This is a genomic window from Micromonospora sp. WMMD710 (genome assembly GCF_029626045.1).
GTDB lineage: Bacteria > Actinomycetota > Actinomycetes > Mycobacteriales > Micromonosporaceae > Micromonospora.
The window spans coordinates 3,871,185-3,888,389 of the sequence record NZ_JARUBD010000001.1 but is presented as its reverse complement, the minus strand read 5'-3'; the positions used below and the strand labels follow the sequence as shown (position 1 = coordinate 3,888,389).

Genomic DNA, 17,205 nt, shown 5'->3' with positions numbered 1-17,205 from the left:
GCTTAGCCCGCTTGTCCGGGCACTTGCGGGTCCGGCACCATCGCCGTCGTGACGGACGGAAGCGCTCCTGCGGTCGTCGACATCGACATCGACCTGGACCGGGCTCCCGACGACCCGCCCGCGTCCTCGTCCGGCCCGCTGCCCTGGCTGGTCGCCACCGGCGTCACCGTCCTCGCGGCGGCACTCGGGCTCACCCTGGCGCTGCGCTCCGGCTCCACCCCGGCCTGCGCCGCCGGTCGTACGCTCGCCGCGCCACCCACCGGCACCACCACGCACAGCGGCAAGGCCACCTTCTACGACTCCAACGGCGCCGGCGGCAACTGCTCGAACCCCGCCGCACCCGCCAACCGGCTCTATGTCGCGCTCGGCCCGACCGAGTACGCGGCCGGCGCCGCCTGCGGCGGATTCCTCGACGTGACCGGACCGAAGGGCACCGTCCGAGTCCTCATCATGGACCAGTGCCCGGAGTGCGCGCCCGGGCATCTCGACCTGTCCCGGGAGGCGTTCGCCCGGATCGCCAACCCGGTGCAGGGCCTCGTCCCGGTCACCTACCGCGCGGTGGTCAACCCGCCGCTGCCCGGCCCCCTCACCTTCCGGATCAAGGAGGGCGCGTCGCAGTGGTGGTTCGCCGTCCGGATCGGCAATCACGGCAACCCGTTGCGGACCGTGGAGGTCCGCCAGGGTGACAGCGGTCCGTGGCGTTTGACCGCCCGGCAGGACTACAACTACTGGCTGATCCCCTCCGGCGCCGGGGCCGGCCCGTTCCGCGTCCGGGTCACTGACGTGTACGGAAACCAGGTCACCGTCGCCGGCATCCGGATGGCCCCCGGCCAGATCCAGACCAGCGCGGTCCGGATGTACGGGTCGGGCGCGTCGACCAGTTCGCGGAAGTCCCCCTCGGCCCGGCCGTCCGCCACCCGGCCGGGCGGTACGCCGACACCGGCCCGCCCGGTCGAGGTCGCGAGGGCGAGCGCGCCGCCCGCCGAAACGCCGTCGACCCGTCCGGCCGGGGCCACCGCCCGCTGGTGCGGCTGACCGCTCAGCGGGCTGTCTGGCCGGTCAGCCCGTCGGCCGTCAGGTTGAGCCACATCAGGATCTCGTCCCGGTCGTCACCGGGCGCCACCCGCAGCGCGCCCGGGAGTCGGCCGATCTCCCGGTACCCGAGGCGGCGGTAGAACCCGTCCAGCCCCAGCCCGTCGCGCACCGTCACGTGCAACGCCTCGTGGCCCATCTCCGCACCCAGCCGGGCGGCCTCGCGCATCAACGCCGCGCCGTACCCGGTGCCCTGGGTGTCCGGGTGGACCATCACCCGCTTCAGCACACACCAGTGCGCCTTCAGCGGGAAACGGTTGTCGGAGAAGACCAGCACGGCGACCAGCCGGTCGCCCACGTACCCGACCAGCAGCCGGTCCGGCCCCTCGGCGATGCCCGCGAAGGTCGGGTCGGCGATCGTGCGGACGTCGGCGGCGGTGACCGGCGGCACGAAACCCACCGCCCCGCCAGCATTGCTGACGTCCGTCCAGAGGTCGACGATCGCGGCGCGCAGGTGGGGCGTCAGGTCGGGGTCGAGGACGAAGCGCAGACTCACGGCGCCCATCCTGACCCGGTGACCGGGCTCCCGACCTCAGATCGTGACGTGCCTGACAACCGCCGATCGGGCGCGTGGTGCTCGTTGATGTGTGCGGGAGAGGGGATTCGAACCCCTACGCCCTTTCGGACAATAGGACCTAAACCTATCGCGGCTGCCGTTACGCCACTCCCGCCAACTCGCTGAGTCTAGAGCGTCCGGCCCCGACGGTGTCGAGCCCGGCCTCCGTCAGCTCGACGGTCAGTCCAGGCCGAGGTCGCGGCGGAGCTTGGCGACGTGCCCGGTGGCCTTGACGTTGTAGAGCGCCCGTTCGATCTTGCCGTCGGCGTCGATGACGAAGGTCGAGCGGATCACGCCGGTCACGGTCTTGCCGTAGAGCTGCTTCTCGCCGTACGCGCCGTACGCGGTGAGCACCGACCGGTCCACGTCCGACACCAGCGGGAAGGTGATCGCGTCGTGGTCGCGGAACTTCGCCAGCTTCTCCGGCTTGTCCGGGGAGATGCCGACGATCTCGTACCCGGCCGCCTGGAGGGAGGCGAGCGAGTCGCGGAAGTCGCAGGCCTGCTTGGTGCAGCCGGGGGTCATCGCGGCGGGGTAGGCGTACAGGACGACCTTGCGGCCACGCAGGTCGGCGAGGGCGAGCTGGTCGCCGGTGTCGGTGGGCAGGGTCCACTCGGGGGCGGGGTCGCCGGGGGAGAGGCGGTCGGGCGCGGTCATGGCCCGACCCTACCGCCGGGCCGGCCGGTGCTGCCGGTGCCGGCGCGCCGCAGCGCGGAACGCGCCCAGCGGGGCCGACCGGGGGTGATCAAGGCCATCCGTTGTTGCCAGGATCTGGCAACAACGAGGCATGGGAAATAGGCTGACCCACGCCGGCCCCGGACGGGTCCGCTGACGCGTGGGAGGTCGCGTGGACACACTGGCGATGCACATCTCGAACGGGATCATCAATGGTCCCGTGGCGGCGGTCTTCGCAGCACTCGCGCTCGCCGCGCTCACCGGCTGCGTCCTGCGCGGCCGACGTGACCTGGACGACCGGCTGGCACCGATGGCCGGCCTGGTGGCCGCGTTCATCTTCGCCGTCCAGATGCTCAACTTTCCGATCTTCACGGCCGGGGTCAGTGGTCACCTGCTCGGTGGCGCGCTCGCCGCGATGCTGGTCGGCCCCTGGGTCGGCGCGCTCTGCGTGGCCGTCGTCCTCGTCGTGCAGGCACTGATCTTCGGCGACGGCGGCGTGGCGATGCTCGGTCTCAACATCACGAACATGGCGCTGCTCGGCACCGCTGCGGCGTACCTGCTGATCGCCGTGCTGCTGCGGGTGCTGCCCCGTACGCCCGCCGGCCTGGCGGTGACCGCCTTCGTCGCCGCGATGGTCAGCGTGGTCGTCGCGTCGCAGGGCTTCGTCCTGCAGTACTGGCTCGGCGGCACCACCGACCTGGGCGGCAACCTTGCCGGCCTGGCCGGAACGATGGCCGGCGTCCACCTGCTCATCGGCATCGGCGAGGGCCTGATCACCGCGACCACGGTGCTCACCGTCGCGAAGGTGCGCCCCGACCTGGTGTACGCGCTGCGTTCGCTGCGCAAGCCCGCCGCTCCCGCCGTCCCGGTCGCCGGAGGTGTCCGATGAAGAACCGCACCTGGGCCTTCCTGGCCGGCGGCCTGCTGGTCGCCCTGCTGCTCGCCGGCGTGGTGAGCAACTACGCCTCGTCCCACCCGGACGGGCTGGACTCGTCGCTACTCAAGGGCTGCACGGTCGACGCCGACGACACCATCGTCGCCGGTAGCTGCCCGGCCCAGCAGGCGAAGGACCACGAGCTGGCCGGCAGCCCGCTCGCCGACTACGGCGTCCGCGGCGTGCGGAACGGCTTCGTCTCCACCGGCCTGTCCGGGGTGCTCGGGGTGCTGGTGACCTTCGCGATCGGCGCCGGCGGCTTCTGGCTGCTGCGCCGCCGAGGCACCGCGCCGACCGACGGCGAAGCGACGACGTCCGCCGAGGGCGACGCCGTGGAGTCCACCGACGAGCGGCGCCACGCCGGCGCCAACGGCTGAGCAGGGGTACGCGGATGGGTGCCGGTCACGGGCACGTGCTGTACCGCGAGTCGGACTCGCCGGTGCACCGGCTCCCGCCCGAGGTCAAGATCGCGGCGATGGTGGTCTTCACCATCGCCGTGGTGGCCACCCCGCGCGAGGCGTTCTGGGCCTTCGGCGCGTACGCCCTGCTGGTGGCCGTGGTGGCGGCGCTGGCCCGGGTGGGGCCGCGGTGGCTGCTCAGCCGGGCGTTGATCGAGCTGCCGTTCGTGCTGTTCGCCGTCGCGCTGCCGTTCCTGGGCGCCGGCGAGCGGGTCGACGTGCTGGGTCTGCGGTTGTCCGAGGACGGGCTGCACGGCGCGTGGAACATCCTGGCCAAGGGCACCCTGGGCGTCCTCGCCTCGCTGCTGCTCGCCGCGACCACCACCACCCGGGACCTGATCGTGGGGTTGGACCGGCTGCACTGCCCGCAGGTGCTGACCCAGATCGCCACGTTCATGCTGCGCTACCTGGACGTGCTGGTCGGCGAGGCGCGGCGGATGCGGGTGGCCCGGATCTCCCGGGGTGACGACCCGCGCTTCCTGTGGCAGGTGCGTGGCTTCGCCGCCGGGATCGGGGCGTTGTTCCTGCGCGCCTTCGAGCGGGGTGAGCGGGTCTACCTGGCGATGCTGTCGCGGGGTTACACCGGGCGGATGCCCGCCGTGTGGCAGGGCGACGGCGCGGCGACCGCCGGCCAGTGGCTGGTCGCGGCGACCGTACCGGTGGTGGCGGCCTCCATCGCCGCCACCGCCGTCGTGCTGACATGATCGGTGCCGTGCAGACCGCTGTCTCGCTGGACGTTCGTGGCGTCCGCTACGCGTACCCGGATGGTCACGTCGCCCTGCACGGTGTGGACCTGACGGTGCCGCGCGGCGAGCGGGTGGCGCTGCTCGGGCCCAACGGCGCGGGCAAGACCACGCTGGTGCTGCACCTCAACGGCATCCTCACCCCGACCGAGGGCAGCGTGAGCGTCGGCGGGCTGACCGTCACACCGGACCGGGCCACCCTGTCCGAGGTGCGCCGCCGCGTGGGCATCGTCTTCCAGGACCCGGACGACCAGCTGTTCCTGCCCACGGTGGCGGAGGATGTGGCGTTCGGGCCGGCCAACCTGGGCCTGCGTGGGGCGGAGCTGTCGACCCGGGTCGACGAGGCCCTGGCGGCGGTGGGGATGGGTGAGCACCGGGACCGGGCGCCGCAGCATCTGTCGTTCGGGCAGCGCCGTCGGGTGGCGGTGGCCACCGTCCTCGCCATGCATCCGGAGATCCTGGTGCTGGACGAGCCGTCGTCGAACCTGGATCCGGCGGCCCGACGCGAGCTGGCCGAGATCCTGCGCGGCCTGCCGGTGACGCTGCTGATGGTCACCCACGACCTGCCGTACGCGGCGGAGCTGTGCGAACGTTCGGTGATCCTGGACAACGGCCGGATCGTGGCTGACGCCCCCACCCCGACGTTGCTGGCCGACGAGACCCTGCTAGCCCGCCACCGCCTGGAACTCCCCCACGGCTTCACCCCCCCGGCCTAGCCCCCCGGGTCCCCGCTTTTGCCGCGAAAGCCACAAGAGTGCACCACAAACTGCAAGATCGCGGATGGTCAGCGAGGCTGGGTCAGGGCTGCCGCGGCGGCGCGGGAGGTGGCATGCAGGCGGAGGATGCCGGCTGCGGTCGCACCCGCGCCCGTGATCAGCAGCGCCGCCACCATGACCCGGGCGGCCTCGGGGGGCCAGGGCACCGGGGCGATGGAGCGGGCGAAGACCGCGGCGTTGCCGGTTCCGGCGAGCAGCGCCAGGCAGGCTCCGCCCAGCGCGACCACGAAGTCGGCACCCGGGCGGCGGGCCAGCGCGTAGCAACCGGCGGCGATCGCGCCGAGGCCGGTGAGCAACGACCAGACCTGCCCGGACAGCAACCCGATCAGCACACCCCCCACGCCCCGCGCGCCGGCGTCCACCTCCCGCCCGACCGGGTACACCACGGCGATCGCACCGCCGACGATCAGCAGCGCCCCGAGCGCGGACAGCGCCCGGGACCCGGCGGGGGAGGCGGCGGCGAGCAGGCCGAGCGCCCCCACGGCGAGCAGCCCCACGATGGTCACCGCCCACCAGGTGTACGCGTCCGGCGGCGGCAACCAGTCCAACGTGCCGTCGATCCGCGCCGGGTCGGCGCCGTCGCGCAGCGGGACCGTCCAGTCCCGGACCCGGTGCTCGCGGTCCGGTGCGGCGCGTACCGCGTCCGGCGGCGCCGTCTCCTGCCACAGGGCGCGCTGGTCGTGCCAGCGGGCCGTGCTGCCGTCGGCGATCCGCCGCCACGAGGGAGGCGCCGCCGGGTCGGCGTCGGTGGGGAGCGCGGTGTCCCCCGCGATGGTGCGGTTCAGGTACGTGGCGGGGGAACGGCTGTTCTCGTACACCCCGTCCGGACCGACCCGCAGGTACGGCTCCCCGGAGTAGCCGATCACCTCGATCGGGCGGCCGGTGTGGTTGGTCAGCTCCAGGCGGGCGCCGGCCTCGACGACGCGTACCTCCAGGCCGGGCCGGGCCGGGGTGACGCCGGTGGCCCGGGTGCGGTAGTCGGTGCCGTCCGGGGCGTCCGCGCCGTGCGCGGCGGCGGGCGCCGCGCTGAGCAGGGTCGCCAGGCCGGCGGCGGTGGCGACCAGGCCGGCGCGGGCCAGCAGGGTACGGATCACTTGCCGGCCGCCGCCACGGCTGCGTTGAGGCCCTGTGGGGTGCGGTCGGCGAGCGGCTGACCGTTGATCAGGATGGTCGGCGTGCCGGTGACGTCGCTGCGGCTGGCCTCGTCGGTGACGTGCGCGGTCCACGTCCGGTACGTGCCGTCGGAGACGCAGCCACCGAACGAGCCCCGGTCGAGCCCCACCCCGGCAGCGATGTCGATCAGCTCGTCGTTGCTGAGCCCGGCGCTGCCCTCCGGCGGCTGCTTCGCGAAGAGCGCCTTCGCGTACTCCCGGAACTTGCCGCCGGCCGCGGCGCAGCCGGAGGCGGCCGAGGAGCGGGTCGAGTACTCGGTGGTGGAGAAGCGGTTGAGGTACGCCACCGGGTGGTAGACGACCTTCGCCTTGTTCCCGGCCGCCAACTGCTCCAGGGTCGCCCCGCTGGTCTGCTCGAACTGGTTGCACGCCGGGCAGAGGAAGTCCTCGTAGACGTCGACGGTGACCGGCCCGCCGCCGGTGACGATGCCGGTGCCGTCGGCGTTCGCGCCGGGCGGGGTGGTGAAGGTGTCCGACTTCTGGCTGGACCAGACGCTCCAACCGATCACGCCGGCGATGACCAGGACGGCGACGGCGGCGGCGGAGACCCAGATCGTGCGGCGGCGACGCCGTTCCCGGGCGAGTTGCTCGCGGACCACCCGGGCCGCGTCCCGCTGCCCCTTGCGACTACTCATCCTCGTCCTCCACAGCGGGTTCGCCGGACAGCCATCCGTCCACCGACACGGGCGTACGTGGCCAGATCAGCAGAAATCCGGCCAGCACCAAGAATCCCAGGTCCCGCAGGATCTCCGGGAGGTAACTGGGTGCCTGCCCCTGCGCCAGCTGCCCGCCACTGCCGAAACAGCCGCAGTCGATGGACAGCCCACGCGCCCAGGCCGAGGCGATCCCCGCGATGAAGACCACCAGCAGCGCGGCGGACACCCCCGCGCCGAGCCGGGTGGCCAGCCCGAGCAGCAGCAGAACGCCCAGCGCCAGCTCGACGAAGGGCAACGCGGCGCCCACGACGGTCGCCACGTCGTACGGCAGCACCTGGTAGGCGTTGACGGCCCGACCGGACGCGGCCAGGTCGCCGACCTTCGACGCGCCGGCGATCAGCCAGACGGCGGCGAGGCCGAGCCGGGCCGCGACGCCGAGCCACGGCCGGACGCCGGGCCAGCGGCCGGCCCAGGTGGGGGGTGCAGTCACGCTCATTTGTCGTCCCGTCCGCGCCGGAAGTTCCGCGCTCAGCCGGTCAGGGCGTCGCCGACCGCCTCGACCAACTCGTCGCGGGCCCGGGCGACCCGGGATCGGATGGTGCCCACCGGCACCCCCTCGACGGCGGCGGCCTCGGCGTACGACAGGCCGAGCAGTTGGGTGAGCACGAACGCGGCGCGCCGCTCGGCGCTCAACCGGCGAACCAGGTCGGCGGCGCCGAACTGCCCGGCCGGGTCGGGGTGCGGCCGGTCGGTGTACGCGTTCGCCGCCAACCGCTCGTCGAGACGGCGACGGCGGACCACGGTGCGCAGGTGGTCGGCGCAGGCCCGCCGGGCGATGCCAAGCAGCCAGGTGCGGGCGGTGGAGCGACCCTCGAACGCCGGCAGCGCCCGGAACGCCCGCAGGTAGGTCTCCTGGGTCAGATCGTCGGCGCTGTCGGTGTCGACCAGGGCCGCGGCGAAACGCCAGACCTCGGCCTGGGTCAGCCGGACGAACGCGGCCTGGGCGGCGGGGTCACCGTCGCGGGCGGTCAGCGCCCACTCGGTCGCCGGGTCCCGGACGGCGTCACCGGTCGGCTGGGCCGGACCGGAGGCGCCGGTGTCACGCGGGACGGGGATCACGAAAAACCAGGTTACGCGGCGCCCGGCGCAGCGTCAGGGTCCTTCGGCCCTTGGATGGTCTGCGCCACGTCGGGAACTTTTCGCCGCGCCCGGCCGACTACCTGCTCATGACACGCGACCAGGTACGCGCGGCACTGGTGGCTGGGTGCAGGTGAGCCGTTCACCCGCCTCGGGTCGCCGAGATCCAGGTCGGTCGGCGACCATGGCCGGCATGACTGTCGCCCCCCGCCGTTGGATCGCCCGGCTGGCCGCAGCCGCCGGCCTCCTGGTCACCCTCGTCGCCCTGTTGATCGCGCCGGGCACCCCCGCCAGCGCCCACGCGGTGCTGTCGAGTAGCAGCCCCGCCGCCTCGGCGGTGGTGCCGAGCGGGCCGTCCGCGGTGGTTCTCACCTTCACCGAGTCGGTCCGCAAGGTCCCCGGCAAGGTCCGGGTGATCGCGCCGGACGGCTCCCGGGCCGACCGGGGTGAGCCGTCGTTCGAGGGCGCCGTGGTGACCATCCCGGTGGACCCGGCCGGCGCTCGGGGCACCTACCTGGTCAGCTTCCGGGTGATCTCCGCCGACAGCCACCCCGTCTCCGGCGCGTTCACCTACTCGGTGGGCGCACCGTCGACCCCACCGGTCGACTCCGGCACCGACAGCCGCGCGAACCCGGTGGTGGAGAACGCGGTGAAGGTGGCCCGTTTCCTCGGCTACGCCGGCCTGGTGCTGCTGGTCGGGCCGGTGCTGGTGCTCGCCGCGCTGTGGCCGCGGCGGCTCTCCCGCCGGGGGCCGAGCCGGTTGGCCTGGACCGGCCTCGGCCTGGTGGCCGTCGCCACCCTCGCCGACCTGTGGCTGCAGGTGCCGTACACCGCCGGTGGTGGCCTCTTCGAGGTGACCGGCGAGGGGTTCGGCAGCGTGTTCGGCAGCGCCTTCGGCACCGCCCACCTGGTCCGGCTCGGCCTGCTGGCGGCCTCGGCGTTCCTGCTGCGGCCGATGCTGGCCCGCCCGTCCGGCCGCACCGACGCGATCATCCTGGGCGTGCTCGGCGGGGCCGCGCTGCTGACCTGGCCACTGGCCGGGCACCCGGCGGCGTCTCCGGCGCCGGCGGTGTCGGTGGTCGTCGACGCGGTCCACCTCGGCAGCATGGCGGTCTGGCTGGGCGGTCTGCTGATGCTCGGCGCCTTCCTGCTGCGTCGGGCCGACGAGCGGGAGCTGGGCGCGATCCTGCCGATCTGGTCCCGCTGGGCGGCGCTCGCCGTCTCGGCACTGCTGCTGGCCGGCACCGTCCAGGCGTTGATCGAGGTGGCCACCCCCGACGCCCTGTTCAGCACCACCTACGGACGGCTCCTGCTGGCCAAGATCGGCCTGTTCGCGATCGTGATCGCCGTGGCCGCGTACTCCCGGCAGTTGGTGCGTCGACGCACCGCCGCGCAGCGCCCGGTGCCGGTGCGCCGAGCGGTCCTGGTGGAGCTGGCCGTCACCGCGGTGGTGCTGGGGCTGTCCGCGACGTTGGTGCAGACCACACCCGCGCGGACCGCGGTGGCGGAGCCCTCGGGCACCCAGGCCGGCCTGTTCAGCACCACCCTGTCCAGCCCGCTCTACTCCCTGCGGGTCGAGCTGGACCCGGCCCAGCGGGGCAACAACTCGGTGCACCTGTACGCGTACGCCCCGGGCGGCCAGTCGCAGCCGCTGCCGGTGGAGGAGTGGAAGGCCACCGTGGCGCTGCCCTCGGCCGGGATCGAGCCGATCGACGTCCCGTTGCTGCCACTGGTGGACAACCACGCGTACGGCGACGTCAGCCTGCCGGCCGCCGGCGACTGGCAACTGAAGATCACCGTCCGTACGACCGACATCGACCAGGCCACGGTGACCGCCACCGTGCCCATCCGTTAGAGAGGTTCGCGAAACCCATGACCCGACTCCGGCGTACCGCAACCGCCGCTGCCGTCCTGGCGTTCACCGCCGTCGCCGTCCTCGGCTTTGCCGGGCCGGCCTCCGCCCACGTCACGGTGAACCCGAAGGAGGCGACCCAGGGTGGCTACGCCCGGGTGGCGTTCCGGGTGCCCAACGAGAGCGACACCGCGTCGACCACCAAGCTGGAGGTGGTCATGCCGGAGAACGCCCCGGTCGGTTCGGTGTCGACCATCCCGGTGCCCGGCTGGACGGTGACGGTGGAGAAGCGCAAGGTGGACCCGCCGATCGAGGTGCACGGCAGCCAGATCACCGAGGCGGTCGCCAAGATCACCTGGACGGCCGCCGGCGACGTCGCGGTGAAGCCCGGCCAGTTCCAGGAGTTCGGAGTCTCGATGGGGCCGCTGCCGAAGGTCGAGTCGATGGTCTTCAAGACCCTCCAGACGTACTCGGACGGCAACGTGTCGCGCTGGATCGACGAGCCGCAGCCGGGCGGCGAGGAGCCGGAGAAGCCGGCGCCGGTGCTCACCCTCACCGCCGCGGCACCGTCGGCGTCGGCCACGCCGGCCGCCGCCGTGGCGTCGACCGACGACGACGATGACGACGAGGGCGACGGCCTCGCGGTCGGCCTCGGCGTGGCCGGTCTCGTCGCCGGCCTGGCCGGCCTGGCACTGGGCGGTCTGGCGTTCGCCCGGACCCGTCGGGAGCCGGTCGCCAAGTCCTGACCCCCCGCACATCCGCTGGCCCGCCGGACCACCCGGCGGGCCAGCGTGCTTTCCGGGGACGGGAGCCGCCCGTGCTGTGGATATCCCCTGATCAGACGGCGTACGTCGGTAAGGTCGGCCGGGTATCTGGCTACGGAGGGGGACGGTGCGAATGCGGTTCGTGCGGGCGATCGCCGGAATGCTGCTGTTGGTCATCGGGATTCCGGCGCTGTTCGCCGGCGGGGCGCTCTGGCTGGTGACCCGGCACGCCGACCCCGGTGGGGCCTTCGCCGCACGGTTCGAGACGGTCCGCACACCGGGGCACGCCGTCGTGGTCGGCGACCTCGACCGGCTGCTGCGGGAGGAGGCGCCGTTCGCGCGTACCCCGCAGACCCGGCTGCGGGTGGACGCCCGCACGCCCGACGGCCCGGCGTTCGTGGGCCTGGCGCCCACCGCCGAGGTGCGTCGCTGGCTGGAGCCGGTGCCGCACGCCACGGTCCGCCGGGTCGCGCTGGCCCGGGGTCCGCTGCCGGTCCGGCTGGACCCGGCCGGCCCGGCCGTCGCCGCCGACGCGGCCAGCCCGCTGGGCCGCCCGTTCTGGGTACGCGAGGGCATCGGCTCGCTGGAGTGGAGCGCCGACGACGTGGCCGGCGAACCGATGAGTCTGGTGGTGATGCGTCCGGACGGCGGCGGCGACCTGGCCCTGGATCTGCGCGCCGAGTTGCAGGCCGCCTGGACCGGCCCGGCCACCTGGGGCCTGCTGACCGTTGGGGTCCTGTTGGTGGTGGGCGCGGTGCTGCTGCTGCTGCGACCGCAGCGCCCGCGCGAGGTGGTCTTCGTGGTCGAACCGGACCAGGTGCCGGTGCTCGCCGGCCGGCTGGGGGTCACCTCGCTCAGTGGCCTGGGCGTCCGGGATCCCGCGGCGGCCCCGCCGATGACCACGGTGCGGCAGCTCGCCCCGGTCGGCTCGGGTGAGCGACCCCGCTCGGCGATCGGTGCCGAGCCGGCCCGGCCGGCCACCCTCGCCGACCTGGACGCGCCAGCCGGGCAACCCGGCCCGCCCGAGGTGACGTTGAGCCTGGCCTGGCCTCCCGTGGCGGCGGAGGCGACGGCCCGGCCGGTGACGGTGGAGGACAAACGATGAGCGGCCCTCCGCGCTGCCGACGCGGAGGGCCGCCCTCACCGGGGGATCGGTGCTACCCGAGCGAAGCTTGAGGTAGATGAGACCAGATTAACCCCGATCGACGCTACTGGGGAAGTCTGTCCATTTGATGCGACTTTTCCTCGACCTGGTCCGAGCGGACCGGCAGGGCCGCCAGCAGCAGCAGGCTCAGCAGCACGTACCCGTTGCGCAGCACGAAGTCCACCGGATCGTCGGTGCGGACCGGTGCCACACCCCAGTCGTGAAACGACACGACGCCGTAGATGATCAGGGCACCGGTGGCCACCGCGAGCGCGGCCAGCCACCGCCGCCGGCGGACCTCGTCCGGCCGGTCGGCGCGCAACGCCGCGTCGGCGAGCAGCACCACCGCCGGCACGAACCAGTAGATGTGGTGGGTCCAGGTGATCGGGCTGACCAGGGCGCCGACCAGGCCGGTCAGGGTCAGACCGGTCAACGGATCCCCGGCCCGCGCGGCGCGGACCGCCCGCCACAGCCCGTAGCCGGCCACCACGGCGACCACCAGCAACCAGAGCAGCCGGTCCGGCTTCTCCGGCGCGGTGAAGCGGCTGAGCAGCCCGAACAACGACTGGTTGCCGGTGTAGTCGGTCCGGCCCACCCGCTCGGTGGCCCACAGCTCGTGCGTCCAGAACCGCCACGAGTCCCGCGGAGCGACCGCCGCCGCGAGCAGGGTCGCCGCCGCGGCGGTCACACTCGCCACCGCCGCGGCCCGCCACCGCCGGGTGGCCAGCAGGTAGACGATGAAGATGCCGGGGAAGAGCTTGAGCGCCGTCGCCAGCCCCACACCGACGCCGGCCCAGCGCCGCGCCTGCGGTACGGCGACCAGCAGGTCGGCCAGGATCAGCACGACCAGCAGCATGTTGATCTGCCCGAAGGTGATCGTCTCCCGGGTGCTCTCCACCGCCAGCACCAGCAGCACGGCGACGGTGAGCGTGAACGCCCTCGGCAGGTCGTGCCGGGCGATCACCGGCGTCACCAGCCAGCGGGTCGTCAGCACCACGGCCAGCACGGTGAGCACCGTGAAGATCGTCACGGTGGCGCCGAGCCTCAGCAGCCCGAACGGCCACAGCAGCAGCGCGCTGAACGGCGGATAGGTGAAGTACAGCTCGCCCTGCACCCGGTCCGGCTGGACGTAGTCGTAGAGCGGGTTGCCGGCCGTCCACCAGTCCATCGCGGACATGTAGATCTTCAGGTCGAAGAAGTTGTGCACCAGCCCTGGTAGGTAGAGCGCCGGCAGCACGGCGATCAGGGCCACCACCGTGACCAACCGACGGACCGTACGGCCGCCGGGGTCGTCCTCGGTGACGGCGGGCGGTGCGACGGGTTCTGCTGGCACTCCGAAACCCTAGCGGTCTGCTCCGCCGACAGCGCGCAGCCGCGGGGTGTGGGCTGCGCGTAGGCTGTGCCGGTGGCTGAACTCCTCGTCTGGATCGACTGTGAGATGACCGGTTTGGACCTCGGCAGAGACAAACTGATCGAGGTCGCGGCACTCGTCACCGACCCCAACCTCAACGTGCTCGGCGACGGGGTCGACGTGGTGATCCACGCCGACGAGGCCGCGCTGGAGGCGATGCCGGAGGTCGTCCAGACGATGCACGCCAGGTCCGGCCTCACCGAGGAGGTCCGCCGCTCGGCGGTGACCCTGGCCGAGGCCGAGGACCTGGTGCTGGATTACGTGCGCACCTTCGTCAAGGATCCGCGTACGGCTCCGCTGTGCGGCAACTCGATCGCGACCGACCGGGGCTTCATCGCCCGGGACATGCCCCGCCTCGACGCGCACCTGCACTACCGCATGATCGACGTCTCCTCGATCAAGGAGCTGTGCCGCCGCTGGTACCCCCGGGTGTACTTCGGGCAGCCGCAGAAGGGCCTCGCGCACCGGGCGCTCGCCGACATCCGGGAGAGCATCCGCGAGTTGGAGTACTACCGGCGCACCATCTTCGTCCCGCTGCCCGGCCCCGACGTCGAGACCGCCAAGGGCATCGCCGCCGAACTCTGACCCGTTACCTTTTTGATCGTCCCCAGCCGGGGACCCTCGGTCGCCCGGCCCGGTATGACTTCCTGCCCCTGTCGTTCGGATGATCCGGGGGGTGTTGTCGCCGGGTCGGGTGGCGTCGGCGGACCGCTGATAGGGACACGGCCACCCGTGTTGGGGTAGGTCTCTTCGTAACGTGGCTGCCGGCAGTCCGACGCTGACCAGCGGCCGGGGCCACGGATCGATGCGTGGAGGCGGGTGTGGTGCACGACGGATACGGCGTCTTCCTGGGTTTGGACGTCGGTAAAGGTGATCACCACGCGGTCGGGTTGGCCCCGGACGGCAAGCGGCTGCACGATGCGCCGTTGCCGAACACCGAGGCCCGGCTGCGGCAACTGTTCGACAAACTCGCCCGTCACGGTGCGGTTCTGGTGGTGGTCGACCAGCCGGCCTCGATCGGCGCCTTGCCGGTCGCGGTGGCGCGGGCGTGTGGGCATCAGGTTGCCTACCTGCCCGGCCTAGCGATGCGTCGGATCGCTGATCTGCACCCCGGTTCGGCGAAGACCGACGCGCGTGACGCTTACGTCATCGCCGACGCGGCGCGCACCCTGCCGCATACGCTGCGGCGGGTCGACGTCGGCGACGAGGCTCTGGCTGAGCTGGAAGTCCTGGTCGGCTTCGACGACGACCTCGCCGGCGAAGCCACTCGGGTGTCCAACCGCATCCGGGGACTGCTCACCCAGATCCACCCCGCCCTGGAACGGGTCCTCGGCCCGAAAGTCCAGCACAAGGCCGTGTTGGAGCTGCTGTCGCGTTGCGGCGGTCCGATCGGGCTGCGCAAGTCCGGCCGCCGCAGGCTGCTCTCGATCGCCGCAGTGCACGCGCCCCGCATGGGAGAGCGGCTCGTCGAGCAGATCATGACCGCCCTGGACGAGCAAACCGTCACCGTCCCCGGCACTGCAGCGGCGGAGACGATCCTGCCTCGCCTTGCCGACAGCCTCCGCGACGTCCTACGACAACGCGACCAGGTCGCCGTCGAGGTCGAGAGGATGCTTGATGCGCACCCTCTTGCCCCGGTCCTGACCTCGATGCCCGGCATCGGCGTCAGGACCGCAGCCCGGATCCTGCTCGAAGTCGGCGACGGAACCGCCTTCGCCACCCCCGGGCACCTCGCCGCCTACGCCGGGCTTGCCCCCGTCACCCGACGATCCGGCAGCAGCATCCGCGGCGAACACCCACCCCGCGGCGGCAACAAGAACCTCAAACGCGCGTTCTTCCTCGCCGCGTTCGCCGCCCTCGCTGACCCCGTCAACAGGGCCTACTACGACCGCAAACGCGCCGAAGGCAAACGCCACAACGCCGCCCTCATCTGCCTCGCCCGACGCCGCTGCGACGTCCTGTTCGCCATGCTCCGCGACAAGATCCCCTACCAACCCCGCCCCACCGCACCGATCGCAGCTTGACGAAACCCATAGGGACACCCCCCGTCCGCGGAGCCGGGAACCCGCTGGACGGCCCCGGCGGCGGTGTGGCTATTATTGGTCCGCACCCCGCCCGGGGCGATCGACCGGGTGACGGCGGCATGGTGGCTGTAGCTCAGTTGGCAGAGCACCGGGTTGTGGTCCCGGTTGTCGTGGGTTCAATTCCCATCAGTCACCCCAGCAAGACTCAGGCCCCCTCACGCGAGGGGGCCTGAGTCGTTTGCGGGGCTCACGCGAAAGCCCCCTCCGTGGAGGGGGCTTTCGTCGTCCGCGTTGCTCAGGCGGTCGGCGTCGGAGAGGGCGTGTCCGCCCCGTCCGGGGTCGGCGAGGCGTCCGGGTCGGCCGGCGGCTCGTACGGCAGGGCGCTGCCCTTGACGTACTCGTCCCAGCTCATGTTCCAGTCGGTCCAGCCGTTGCCGTTCTGGAGCTTGCTCTCGGTGCCCTTGACCATGATCGGGTCGCCGACCAGGGTGTTGTTGAACAACCACTCGCCGTTCGCCATCGACACGTTGACGCAGCCGTGGGAGGTGTTGACGCTGCCCTGCTGGCCATCGGACCAGGGGGCCGCGTGGATGAACTCGCCGCCCCAGGTGAGGCGCTGCGCGAAGTCAATCTTGGTGCGGTAACCCTCCTCGGGGCCCATTTCCGCGTACGTGTCGAAGACGGTCTTGCGCAGCTTCTCGATGACCACCATCGTGCCGCTGGACGAGGGGGTGCTCTTCTTGCCCAGGCTGACCGGGATGGTCTTGATCGCCTTGCCGTCGCGGGTCACCGTCATCCGCTTGGTCTTGTTGTCCACCGTCATGATCAGCGACGGGCCGATCTTGATGTCCACCGCGAGGTCCGCGCGGCCGTAGTAGCCGTTGCCCATCGGCAGGCCACCGGTCTGCACGCGGTAGCGGACCTTGCTGTTCGCCTTCCAGAACTCCTTGGGCCGGTACCGGATCTCGGTCGGGCTGACCCAGTGCCAGATGCCCTCCTGGGCCGGCGTCGAGGTCACCGTCATCCGGCGTTGCACGTCGTCGCGGTAGTCCTGCGGAACGTCCCGGTCGAACTTCACGATCAGCGGCATCCCGACGCCGACGACCTGCTCGTCACCGAGGAAGCTGCTCACCCGGATCTGCTTGGCCGGCTTGGCCATGGTGGTGAAGGTGCTGGTCGCGGTGGCCGGACGGTTGTCGTCGCCAGTCGCGGTCACGGTGGCGGTGTAGCTCGTGCCGTACGCCAACGCCCCGGCCGGGAGCCACGTCTTGCCGTCCTTGGCGAGGGTGCCCTCGACCGCCTTGCCGGCCGCGTCCTTGAGTTCGACCGAGGTCTCCTCGGCGTCCTTCGTGGTGAAGGTGATTCCGGTGGAGGCCGGCACGTCCTTGGCGTCGGCCGCCGGTTCGCTGATGGTCGCCGCCGCCTTGGGCGGCGGGCTCTCACCGCCGCCCTGCCACGAGGACGGCTTGCCGCCGTTGCCGTCGGTGCAGGCGGAGGTCACGGCCAGCGCCACGGCGAGAAGCCCCGCCGCGAGCACGCGGCGTCGCCCACGGGGCCGGATCAGCTGGTCCTGGCTAGCTCGCATGATGTCCTCACAGTCGTGGTCCCTGACCCATCGTCTCCTACTGACGCGCCAGAACCGGTCCCGGTTGCTGAGGGTGAACCGGAACACGCCGACCAGGATGCCGGAATTTTGCTACTATCCGGCGTTTCGTGATTGGGGCTCGTCTTCGTACCGGGGACTGAGGGGTCGCCGCCGCCGTCGTCGCGTCGCGGGCAGTGCAAGAGTACGCGCCGACCCCTGCGTCCGC

Annotated in this window: 17 protein-coding genes, 2 tRNA genes and 1 pseudogene; 11 read left to right on the top strand and 9 right to left on the bottom strand. The window is 72.4% G+C overall.

Going from position 1 to position 17,205, the window contains the following annotated elements; all coding sequences use genetic code 11:
- Nucleotides 1–48 precede the first annotated feature (48 nt).
- Complete coding sequence (locus tag O7620_RS17870) at nucleotides 49–1,035, top strand: expansin EXLX1 family cellulose-binding protein (RefSeq protein ID WP_278123920.1); 987 nt, start codon at nucleotides 49–51, stop codon at nucleotides 1,033–1,035.
- A gap of 4 nt (nucleotides 1,036–1,039) precedes the next feature.
- On the opposite strand, the gene O7620_RS17865 is transcribed toward O7620_RS17870, so the two are convergent.
- From O7620_RS17865 to bcp, 3 genes are all read right to left on the bottom strand, one after another.
- Nucleotides 1,040–1,588: a GNAT family N-acetyltransferase gene (locus tag O7620_RS17865; protein ID WP_278123918.1), complete on the bottom strand. Its 549-nt coding sequence runs from the start codon at nucleotides 1,586–1,588 to the stop codon at nucleotides 1,040–1,042.
- Between the two features lie 92 nt (nucleotides 1,589–1,680).
- Nucleotides 1,681–1,763 (bottom strand) — tRNA-Leu (locus O7620_RS17860).
- 65 nt (nucleotides 1,764–1,828) lie between these two features.
- Nucleotides 1,829–2,305 carry a thioredoxin-dependent thiol peroxidase gene (bcp, locus tag O7620_RS17855; protein ID WP_278123916.1) on the bottom strand — a complete coding sequence of 159 codons (477 nt, stop codon included), beginning with the start codon at nucleotides 2,303–2,305 and terminating at the stop codon, nucleotides 1,829–1,831.
- A gap of 190 nt (nucleotides 2,306–2,495) precedes the next feature.
- Here bcp and O7620_RS17850 point away from each other — a divergent pair, with 190 nt between their 5' ends.
- Genes O7620_RS17850 through O7620_RS17835 form a run of 4 tightly spaced genes read left to right on the top strand, consistent with a single transcriptional unit; the run spans nucleotide 2,496 to nucleotide 5,174 of the window.
- Nucleotides 2,496–3,212 carry an energy-coupling factor ABC transporter permease gene (locus O7620_RS17850; protein ID WP_278123915.1) on the top strand — a complete coding sequence of 239 codons (717 nt, stop codon included), beginning with the start codon at nucleotides 2,496–2,498 and terminating at the stop codon, nucleotides 3,210–3,212.
- A complete protein-coding gene (locus tag O7620_RS17845) occupies nucleotides 3,209–3,634 on the top strand; it encodes a PDGLE domain-containing protein (RefSeq protein WP_278123914.1) in 426 nt (141 codons plus the stop codon). Before O7620_RS17850 ends, O7620_RS17845 begins: the two co-directional genes overlap by 4 nt.
- Nucleotides 3,635–3,648: 14 nt before the next feature.
- Nucleotides 3,649–4,419, top strand: coding sequence for a cobalt ECF transporter T component CbiQ (gene cbiQ, locus O7620_RS17840; RefSeq protein ID WP_278123913.1), 771 nt, complete (start codon nucleotides 3,649–3,651; stop codon nucleotides 4,417–4,419).
- Nucleotides 4,416–5,174, top strand: a complete 759-nt coding sequence (locus O7620_RS17835) for an ABC transporter ATP-binding protein (protein ID WP_278123911.1) — start codon at nucleotides 4,416–4,418, stop codon at nucleotides 5,172–5,174. Before cbiQ ends, O7620_RS17835 begins: the two co-directional genes overlap by 4 nt.
- 68 nt (nucleotides 5,175–5,242) lie before the next feature.
- Here O7620_RS17835 and O7620_RS17830 read toward each other — a convergent pair whose 3' ends face one another.
- From O7620_RS17830 to O7620_RS17815, 4 genes are read right to left on the bottom strand one after another with little or no spacing between them, the layout of a single operon-like run.
- Nucleotides 5,243–6,328 carry a hypothetical protein gene (locus O7620_RS17830; RefSeq protein ID WP_278123909.1) on the bottom strand — a complete coding sequence of 362 codons (1,086 nt, stop codon included), beginning with the start codon at nucleotides 6,326–6,328 and terminating at the stop codon, nucleotides 5,243–5,245.
- Nucleotides 6,325–7,041 carry a thioredoxin domain-containing protein gene (locus O7620_RS17825; protein ID WP_278123908.1) on the bottom strand — a complete coding sequence of 239 codons (717 nt, stop codon included), beginning with the start codon at nucleotides 7,039–7,041 and terminating at the stop codon, nucleotides 6,325–6,327. Before O7620_RS17825 ends, O7620_RS17830 begins: the two co-directional genes overlap by 4 nt.
- Nucleotides 7,034–7,558 (bottom strand): MauE/DoxX family redox-associated membrane protein, encoded by a 525-nt coding sequence (locus O7620_RS17820; protein ID WP_278123907.1) that lies wholly within the window; start codon nucleotides 7,556–7,558, stop codon nucleotides 7,034–7,036. The genes O7620_RS17825 and O7620_RS17820 overlap by 8 nt, the downstream gene beginning before the upstream one ends.
- Nucleotides 7,559–7,590: 32 nt before the next feature.
- Nucleotides 7,591–8,181 carry a sigma-70 family RNA polymerase sigma factor gene (locus O7620_RS17815; RefSeq protein WP_151489013.1) on the bottom strand — a complete coding sequence of 197 codons (591 nt, stop codon included), beginning with the start codon at nucleotides 8,179–8,181 and terminating at the stop codon, nucleotides 7,591–7,593.
- Nucleotides 8,182–8,383: 202 nt separating this feature from the next.
- Between O7620_RS17815 and O7620_RS17810 the strand changes: the two genes are divergently transcribed.
- The 3 genes and pseudogenes from O7620_RS17810 to O7620_RS17800 all read left to right on the top strand — a co-directional run.
- Nucleotides 8,384–10,054 (top strand): copper resistance protein CopC, encoded by a 1,671-nt coding sequence (locus O7620_RS17810; RefSeq protein ID WP_278123906.1) that lies wholly within the window; start codon nucleotides 8,384–8,386, stop codon nucleotides 10,052–10,054.
- 17 nt (nucleotides 10,055–10,071) lie between these two features.
- Nucleotides 10,072–10,797 carry a YcnI family protein gene (locus O7620_RS17805; RefSeq protein ID WP_278123904.1) on the top strand — a complete coding sequence of 242 codons (726 nt, stop codon included), beginning with the start codon at nucleotides 10,072–10,074 and terminating at the stop codon, nucleotides 10,795–10,797.
- Nucleotides 10,798–11,464: 667 nt separating this feature from the next.
- Nucleotides 11,465–11,761 (top strand): annotated as a pseudogene (locus O7620_RS17800) (hypothetical protein); the annotation flags it as partial.
- Nucleotides 11,762–12,023: 262 nt separating this feature from the next.
- On the opposite strand, the gene O7620_RS17795 reads toward O7620_RS17800, so the two are convergent.
- The gene (locus tag O7620_RS17795) at nucleotides 12,024–13,292 is read right to left on the bottom strand and encodes a glycosyltransferase 87 family protein (protein WP_278123903.1); all 1,269 of its coding nucleotides are present in this window, start codon (nucleotides 13,290–13,292) and stop codon (nucleotides 12,024–12,026) included.
- 66 nt (nucleotides 13,293–13,358) lie between these two features.
- On the opposite strand from O7620_RS17795, the gene orn reads away from it, so the two are divergent.
- From orn to O7620_RS17780, 3 genes are all read left to right on the top strand, one after another.
- Complete coding sequence (gene orn / locus O7620_RS17790; protein ID WP_151489017.1) at nucleotides 13,359–13,955, top strand: oligoribonuclease; 597 nt, start codon at nucleotides 13,359–13,361, stop codon at nucleotides 13,953–13,955.
- 239 nt (nucleotides 13,956–14,194) lie between these two features.
- Nucleotides 14,195–15,394, top strand: a complete 1,200-nt coding sequence (locus O7620_RS17785; protein ID WP_278126835.1) for an IS110 family transposase — start codon at nucleotides 14,195–14,197, stop codon at nucleotides 15,392–15,394.
- 122 nt (nucleotides 15,395–15,516) lie between these two features.
- Nucleotides 15,517–15,592 (top strand) — tRNA-His (locus O7620_RS17780).
- Between the two features lie 97 nt (nucleotides 15,593–15,689).
- Here O7620_RS17780 and O7620_RS17775 read toward each other — a convergent pair.
- Complete coding sequence (locus O7620_RS17775) at nucleotides 15,690–16,979, bottom strand: Ig-like domain-containing protein (RefSeq protein ID WP_278123900.1); 1,290 nt, start codon at nucleotides 16,977–16,979, stop codon at nucleotides 15,690–15,692.
- Between the last annotated feature and the right edge of the window lie 226 nt (nucleotides 16,980–17,205).

Excerpts from the sequence above, each read along its gene's own strand:
- cbiQ (WP_278123913.1), top strand. The coding sequence starts at position 3,649 with ATGGGTGCCGGTCACGGGCACGTGCTGTACCGCGAGTCGGACTCGCCG.
- O7620_RS17835 (WP_278123911.1), top strand. The coding sequence starts at position 4,416 with ATGATCGGTGCCGTGCAGACCGCTGTCTCGCTGGACGTTCGTGGCGTC.
- O7620_RS17775 (WP_278123900.1), bottom strand. The coding sequence starts at position 16,979 with ATGCGAGCTAGCCAGGACCAGCTGATCCGGCCCCGTGGGCGACGCCGC.
- O7620_RS17820 (WP_278123907.1), bottom strand. The coding sequence starts at position 7,558 with ATGAGCGTGACTGCACCCCCCACCTGGGCCGGCCGCTGGCCCGGCGTC.
- O7620_RS17825 (WP_278123908.1), bottom strand. The coding sequence starts at position 7,041 with ATGAGTAGTCGCAAGGGGCAGCGGGACGCGGCCCGGGTGGTCCGCGAG.
- O7620_RS17805 (WP_278123904.1), top strand. The coding sequence starts at position 10,072 with ATGACCCGACTCCGGCGTACCGCAACCGCCGCTGCCGTCCTGGCGTTC.
- bcp (WP_278123916.1), bottom strand. The coding sequence starts at position 2,305 with ATGACCGCGCCCGACCGCCTCTCCCCCGGCGACCCCGCCCCCGAGTGG.
- O7620_RS17810 (WP_278123906.1), top strand. The coding sequence starts at position 8,384 with ATGGCCGGCATGACTGTCGCCCCCCGCCGTTGGATCGCCCGGCTGGCC.
- O7620_RS17845 (WP_278123914.1), top strand. The coding sequence starts at position 3,209 with ATGAAGAACCGCACCTGGGCCTTCCTGGCCGGCGGCCTGCTGGTCGCC.